Origin of the sequence: Blastomonas sp. UPD001 (genome assembly GCF_003426715.1) — a bacterium.
Lineage (GTDB): Bacteria > Pseudomonadota > Alphaproteobacteria > Sphingomonadales > Sphingomonadaceae > Blastomonas.
The window spans coordinates 2,638,584-2,645,113 of record NZ_QKVT01000001.1 but is presented as its reverse complement, the minus strand read 5'-3'; the positions used below and the strand labels follow the sequence as shown (position 1 = coordinate 2,645,113).

The 6,530-nt window shown below is 67.4% G+C and carries 4 protein-coding genes and 1 pseudogene; all 5 read right to left on the bottom strand.

Annotated features, from left to right (window positions below):
- The coding region (locus DM995_RS13415; RefSeq protein WP_116969747.1) for a BCD family MFS transporter at nt 1-1,117 on the bottom strand (1,117 nt) is incomplete at its 3' end.
- Nucleotides 1,114-1,809, bottom strand: a complete 696-nt coding sequence (gene bchM, locus DM995_RS13410; protein WP_116969746.1) for a magnesium protoporphyrin IX methyltransferase — start codon at nt 1,807-1,809, stop codon at nt 1,114-1,116. The genes DM995_RS13415 and bchM, both read right to left, overlap by 4 nt.
- On the bottom strand, nt 1,809-2,702 hold the full coding sequence (gene bchL / locus DM995_RS13405) for a ferredoxin:protochlorophyllide reductase (ATP-dependent) iron-sulfur ATP-binding protein (RefSeq protein ID WP_023837636.1): 894 nt from the start codon (nt 2,700-2,702) through the stop codon (nt 1,809-1,811). The genes bchM and bchL overlap by 1 nt, the downstream gene beginning before the upstream one ends.
- A 15-nt stretch (nt 2,703-2,717) precedes the next feature.
- The gene (locus DM995_RS13400; RefSeq protein WP_116969745.1) at nt 2,718-6,338 is read right to left on the bottom strand and encodes a magnesium chelatase subunit H; all 3,621 of its coding nucleotides are present in this window, start codon (nt 6,336-6,338) and stop codon (nt 2,718-2,720) included.
- A pseudogene (locus DM995_RS22385) lies at nt 6,328-6,530 on the bottom strand (ferredoxin:protochlorophyllide reductase (ATP-dependent) subunit B); the annotation flags it as partial. The gene DM995_RS13400 and the pseudogene DM995_RS22385, both read right to left, overlap by 11 nt.

Sequence of the window (6,530 nt, the reverse complement as noted above, 5' to 3'; positions counted from 1 at the left end):
TCGCGCTCAAGGTGCCGACCGAGAACAGGCCTGCGCCCAGCCCGATGGTCAGCGCGCCCGAAAAGACGAGGAAGCTCGCTTCCAGCGGCGCTGCGAACAGGATCATCGCAAAGGCCAGCATGCCGATCGCCGCACCGAAGCCTGCGAGCCGCAGCGGATCGGCCCCGGTGCCCAGCCGCCGCGCAGCAAGGGCGAAGGCGACAAGCATGCCGAAAGCCCACAATCCGGTCAGCGAGGTGGTCGATCCCACCGACATGCCGAGCACCTCGCCGCCGAACGGCTCGAGCAGCACGTCCTGCATGCTGAACGCTGCGGTACCGCAGCCGATCGCGAGCAGCAGCCGGGCATTGCGCGCCTCGGAGGTGAATTCGCGCCAGACGACGGAGAATTTGGGCGTTGCACGATCTGGGCGGGTGGTCGATGGCGCGCGCGCCTCCTGCTTCCACAGCGCGATGACGTTGAGCGCCATGGTGAACATCGCCGCGCCCTGCACGATCGCGACCAGCCGGGTGGCGCTGAAATCGGCGAGCAGCGAGCCCATCACGAAGGCGGCGCCCATCATGCCGACCAGCAGCATCACGAACATCAGCGCGACGACGCGCGGGCGGGTATCCTCGGGCGCGAGATCGGTCGCCAGCGCCAGGCCTGCGGTCTGCGTGGTGTGCATGCCGAGCCCGGTCAAAAGGAACGCGAGCGCGCCCGCGATCATCCCGATGGTGAAGGTGTCGCCCCGCGAGAGCAGCAGCAGCGCGAAAGGCATGATCGCGAGGCCCCCGAACTGGAGCAGCGATCCGAACCAGATATAGGGCACGCGCCGCCAGCCGAGCATCGACTTGTGATAGTCGGATTTGTGCCCGATCAGCGCGCGGAACGGCGCGACGAGCAGCGGGATCGCGATCATCAGCGCGACCAGCCACGCCGGTGTTCCCAACTCCACGATCATCACGCGGTTCAATGTGCCGTTGAGCAGCACCGTCGCCACGCCCACCGTGACCTGGAACAGCGACAGGCGCAGCAACCGGCCCATCGGCAGCTCCGCGCTAGCGGCATCGGCGAACGGCAGGAACTGCGTTCCCAGGCCCGCGAAGAACCGGGTCGAGGCGCCCGACAGGCTCATCCGCGCGCCACCAGCATCGCGTGACTGGTATAGAAGCCGCTGACAATGCGTTCGCTCGCGGCGATGCCATGGCTGGGGAGACGCTGGGCAAGCAGTCTCTGCAGCTTCGCTTCGGCCACCGGAACGATCGCAGGCGCGCGATCGGATTTGGGAAAGAGCTTCCCGGTGGCATGCATCGCCGCGAGCAAGGGTGTCCGCGGTGCGAAAGTAAAGGCGATCGACGGCGCGCGGTCGGCGAGCGCCGCGAGCACATCGACGATATCGCCGGTTTCATAATGGATGAGCGAATCCATTGCGACGACATGGTCGAAATGTCCGAGAGCCGGATCGAGCATGTCGCCGACGCGCCAGTCGATCGAGAGGCCCGAAGGCGCGCGCTCGCGCGCGACATCGACCAGCCCGCGCGAAATGTCGATCGCGACCACCTCTGCGCCGAGCTGCGCGGCGGCGACGGCCAGCGCGCCGGTGCCGCACCCTGCATCGAGGATGCGCTTGCCCTTGAGGTCATAAGGCAGCCAGTCGAGCAGCATCGCGCGCATCCGGTCGCGCCCGGCGCGCACCGTGGCGCGAATGCCGCTGACCTTGGTGTCGCTCGTCAGATCGACCCAATTCTGCCGCGCGGTGCGGTCGAAATAATCCTCCAGCCGCCCGCGATAAGCGTCATAGGTCGAGCGGGGTGCGTGGCTCGCCATCATTCGAATCCCAGGAATTCGAAGATGTCGCGATCCTTCATCGGCATCGCGTCGAGCGCATCGGTGCCTGCCCAGAGCGTCGCGGCGAGGCGCAGATACTCGTTCTTCACGGCCTCGATCTCGGGAGTCGAATCCATCTCGAAGATCGTGCATTTCTTCAGGCGGCTGCGGCGGATCGCGTCGAGATCGGGGAAATGCGCGAGCCGCTTGAGGCCGGTCGCCGCGTTGAACCGGTCGATCTCGTCGGTTGCGGCCGAGCGGTTGGCGATGACGCCCGCCATGCGGACCTCGTAATTCTTCGACTTGGCCTTGATGGCGGCGACGATGCGGTTCATCGCGAAGATGCTGTCGAAATCGTTGGCCGCCACGACCACCGCGCGCTCGGCATGCTGGAGCGGCGCGGCAAAACCGCCGCACACGACATCGCCGAGCACATCGAAGATCACGACATCGGTTTCCTCGAGCAGGTGATGCTGCTTGAGCAGCTTGACCGTCTGCCCCACGACATAGCCGCCGCAGCCGGTGCCCGCCGGCGGACCGCCCGCCTCGACGCACATCACGCCGTTGAAGCCTTCGAACATGTAATCTTCGGGCCGCAGCTCCTCGTGGTGGAAATCGACGGTTTCGAGCACATCGATGACCGTCGGCATCAGCTTCTTGGTCAGCGTGAAAGTGCTGTCATGCTTGGGATCGCAGCCGATCTGCAGCACGCGCTTGCCGAGCAGCGAGAGTGCGGCGGAGAGGTTCGACGACGTGGTCGACTTGCCGATGCCGCCCTTGCCATAGACGGCGAACACCTTGGCGCCGGTAATCTCGTCGCGCGGGTCGAGCGCGACCTGGGTGCTGCCTTCGCCAAAGGCTGGCGGCGCACTGCCATGGTCCAGAAGGCTCATATCAACTCTCTCCCGTCATTCTGCTGCGATCAGGCCTTCCAGCCTGTCTTCGATATCGTCCGCGGCCGCGCGGAGCGCCGCCAGGGTTGCGGCATCCGGTTCCCAAAGCCGGCGGTCGCATGCTTCGAGCAGCCGTTCCGCCACTCGGGCCGAAGCCTTGGGGTTGAGCGTGGCAAGCCGCGCGCGCATTTCTGCATCGAGCACATAGGTCTCGCTGATCTGCTGATAGACCCAGGGGGCGACCTGGCCGGTGGTGGCCGACCAGCCCATGGTCGTGGTCACATGCCCCTCGATCTGGCGCACGCCCTCGAAACCGTGGCGCAGCATGCCTTCGTACCATTTGGGGTTGAGCATCCGCGTGCGCGTCTCGCGGTCGATCTGCTCGGCGAGCGTGCGGACCTTGGCCGCGCCTTCGGTGGCATCGACGATATAGACCGGCGCCGCCTTGCCGCCGCGCGCCCTGGCCACCGAGCGGCTGACGCCGCCCAGCGCATCGACATATTGATCGATATCGGTGACGCCCAATTCGACCGAGTCGAGATTCTGATAGGTGAAGTCGACCGAGGCCAGGGCGGTTTCGAGCAGCTCGCGCTGCTTCATCGGCGCACCCGAGCGGCCATAGGCATAGCCCTTGTGCGTCTCGAACGCTTCGGCGAGTTCGTCGGGATCGGCCCAGGCGCCGCCGTCGATCATCATGTTGACCTGCGCGCCGTACGCGCCTTCGGCATTCGAGAAGACGCGGAGCGCCGCGGTGTCCATGTCGCAGCCCATCTTGGCGGCATGGCTAAGCGAATGCTTGCGGATGAAGTTGAGCGCTTCGGGCTCCTCGGCGGTCGAGGCGAGCCAGGCGGCCTCGGCGATCATCCGCGTCTGCAGCGGCAGCAGGTCGCGGAACACGCCCGACAATGTCGCGACGACATCGATGCGCGGGCGCCCCAGCTCGGCGAGCGGGATCAGCTCGGCTCCGGCCAGACGCCCATAGGTGTCGAAGCGCGGGCGCGCGCCCATCAGGTGCAGCGCCTGCGCGACCTGCGTTCCTTCGCTCTTCAGATTGTCGGTGCCCCACAGCACCATCGCGATGCTCTCGGGCAGCGGCTCGCCCGCCTCGACATGCCGGGCGAGCAGCGCATCGGCCTGGGCCGCGCCGGTGACGCAGGCGAACGCGCTGGGGATGCGGAAGGGATCGAAGCCGTGCGTGTTGCGTCCCGTTGGCAGCACCTCGGGATTGTGCAGTATGTCGCCACCCGGCGCGGGGCGGACATAGCCGCCGTCGAGCGCATGGATCAGCGCTGCGAGTTCGTCATTGGCGGCGAGCCTGGCGTCCAGTTCCGCCCGGCCCGCACCGCCATCGGCCGCGGTCAGCGCATCGAGAAACGCCTCGCGCTCGGCGCCCTCGGGCTGGCTGCCGAGCACGTGCAGGCCGAACGGGATCAGCGCGCGTTCGAGCTCGTAGAGATTGCCCGCCAGCGCGGCGATATCGCTGCCGTCGATATCGAGTGCAGCGGCGGCATCGCGGATCATGATTTCGAGCGCGGCGCGCTCCACGCCCTCGCCCGCCAGCGCGCGCCAGCGTTCGACCAGCGCCTTGAGGTCCGAAAAGCCCTTGTACAGACCTGCTTCGGCGAGCGGCGGGGTGAGGTACGACACGATCGTCGCGCCCGAGCGCCGCTTGGCGATGATCGCTTCGGACGGGTTGTTCGCGGCATAGAGGTAGAAATTGGGAATGCTGCCCAGCAGCCGGTCGGGCCAGCAATCGCCCGAAAGCCCGGCCTGCTTGCCCGGCATGAACTCGAGCGCGCCGTGCGTGCCGTAATGCAGCAGCGCATCGGCGCGGAATTCCTCGCGGATCCAGCGATAGAAGGCGGCAAAGGCGTGCGTCGGGGCGAAATCGCCATCGAACAGCAGCCGCATCGGATCGCCCTCATAGCCGAAGCTGGGCTGGACGCCGACGAACACGTTGCCGAACTGCTTGCCGAGCACATGAATCGACCAGCCATCGCTCTGGATCTTGCCGGGCGCGGGGCCCCATTGCTTCTCGATCGCGCGCAGATGCGGCTCGTTGCAGACATGGTCGTCGGTCGAGACGCGCACCGCGACATTGGCGTCGGAGCCGAACCGGTCGGCATTGCCCTTGAGGATCGCATCGCGCAGGGCATCGACGGTGGTGGGCGGATTGCAGTCATAGCCCTCGGCCGCCAGCCGGTGCAGCGTGGCGTGGAGCGATTCGAACACCGCGAGATGCGCCGCGCTGCCCGTCGCGCCGGCATTGGGCGGGAAGTTGAACAGGATGATCGCGAGCTTGCGCCTGGCGCGCTCGGAACGGCGCAGCCTGACCAGCGCATCGACCTTGGCCGCCAGCGCCTCGGCGCGCTCGGGGCAGCTCTGCATCGCGCGCATCGCATCGGGCGCGGTGAACACGCACTTGCGCGCGCAGCCCGGGCAGGGTTCGCCCGATCCGTCCGACCGGCCGCCGAAGACATGCGGCATGACCGCGCCGTCGAGCTCGGGGATCGCGACCATCATCGTCGCTTCGAGCGGCAACAACCCCTGGTGGCGAGCGCCCCATTGCTCGAGGCTCTGGAACTCGATCGGGTGCGCGGCGATGTACGGCAGGTCGAGCCCGGCGAGCACCTCTTCCGCCGCCGCCGCATCGTTATAGGCAGGGCCGCCGACCATCGAGAAGCCGGTGAGGTTGATCACTGCATCGACGACCGGGCGGCCATCGCGGACGAAATATCGCGCCACCGCCGGGCGGCCGTCGAGACCGCTGGCAAAGGCGGGAACGACATTCAGCCCGCGCGCCTCGAGCGCGGCGATCATGCCGTCATAATGGCCGGCATCCTTGCCGAGCAGGTACGAGCGCAGCAGCAGCACGCCGACGGTGCCCTGGGCCGTGGCGCTGCACGGCAGCCGCGCCGCGTCCTCGGTGATGCACTCGGGCAGGCTCGGGTGATAGAGCCCGATCTCGGGATAATCGCGCGGCGCCTGGGCGGGCGTGGTGCCCTTGAGCGCGGCGCGCTCGCCCGCGGCATAGCGGTCGATCAGCCCGCGGATCATCGAGACGACATTGTCGTCGCTGCCCGCCAGCCAGTATTGCAGCGTCAGGAAATAGTGGCGCACGTCCTGCGCGGTGCCAGGGATGAATTTCAGGATCTTGGGCAGCCGGCGCAGCATCTTCATCTGCCCCGCGCCCGAATTGCCACCAGGTTTTGGCGAGCCGCGCAGCTTCTTGAGCAGCGCCAGCGGACCACGCGCGGGTGCATCCATGCGATAGCCGCCCATGCGCGTGAGCTTGACGATATCGCCCGCGGACATGAGGCCCAGCATCGCGTCGCACTGTTCGCGCCGCGCCTCGAGCGCGGGCAGGATCGCGCGGACGTGATCCTCGAGGAACAGCATCGTCGCGATGACGATATCGGCCTGCGCGATGTCGGCACGCGCGGCGTCGAGCGCGCCGGGATCGCGGCCCCAGTCGGCGGCGGCGTGGAAGCCGATCGTCAGGCCCGGCATGTCTTTGACCAGTAGCGTTTCGGCCCGGTCGACCGCGCCCGACAGATGGTTGTCGAGCGTGATGAAGACCACGCGGATTGCGGCATGGCGGCCCTGGGCGGGTGCGGTGCGGGCTTTACCGGGCATAATGCGCCTTTGCATCATACAGGGTTTCAAGGGAGATCGTCGCCAGGCCCCGCTCCTCGGCGAAGCGCTCGGTGTTGCGCCGCGCCTTGCCGCGCACGAAGAACGGGATCTTCCTGAGCTCGGCCTCGGCCTCGGCGGTCCACAGTGTGTGTTCGAGAAGCTCGCCCTCTCCCCTCCCGCTGGCGGGAGGGG

Coding starts and splice junctions, on each gene's coding strand:
- DM995_RS13400 (WP_116969745.1), bottom strand. CDS start 6,338: ATGCCCGGTAAAGCCCGCACCGCACCCGCCCAGGGCCGCCATGCCGCA.
- bchL (WP_023837636.1), bottom strand. CDS start 2,702: ATGAGCCTTCTGGACCATGGCAGTGCGCCGCCAGCCTTTGGCGAAGGC.
- bchM (WP_116969746.1), bottom strand. CDS start 1,809: ATGGCGAGCCACGCACCCCGCTCGACCTATGACGCTTATCGCGGGCGG.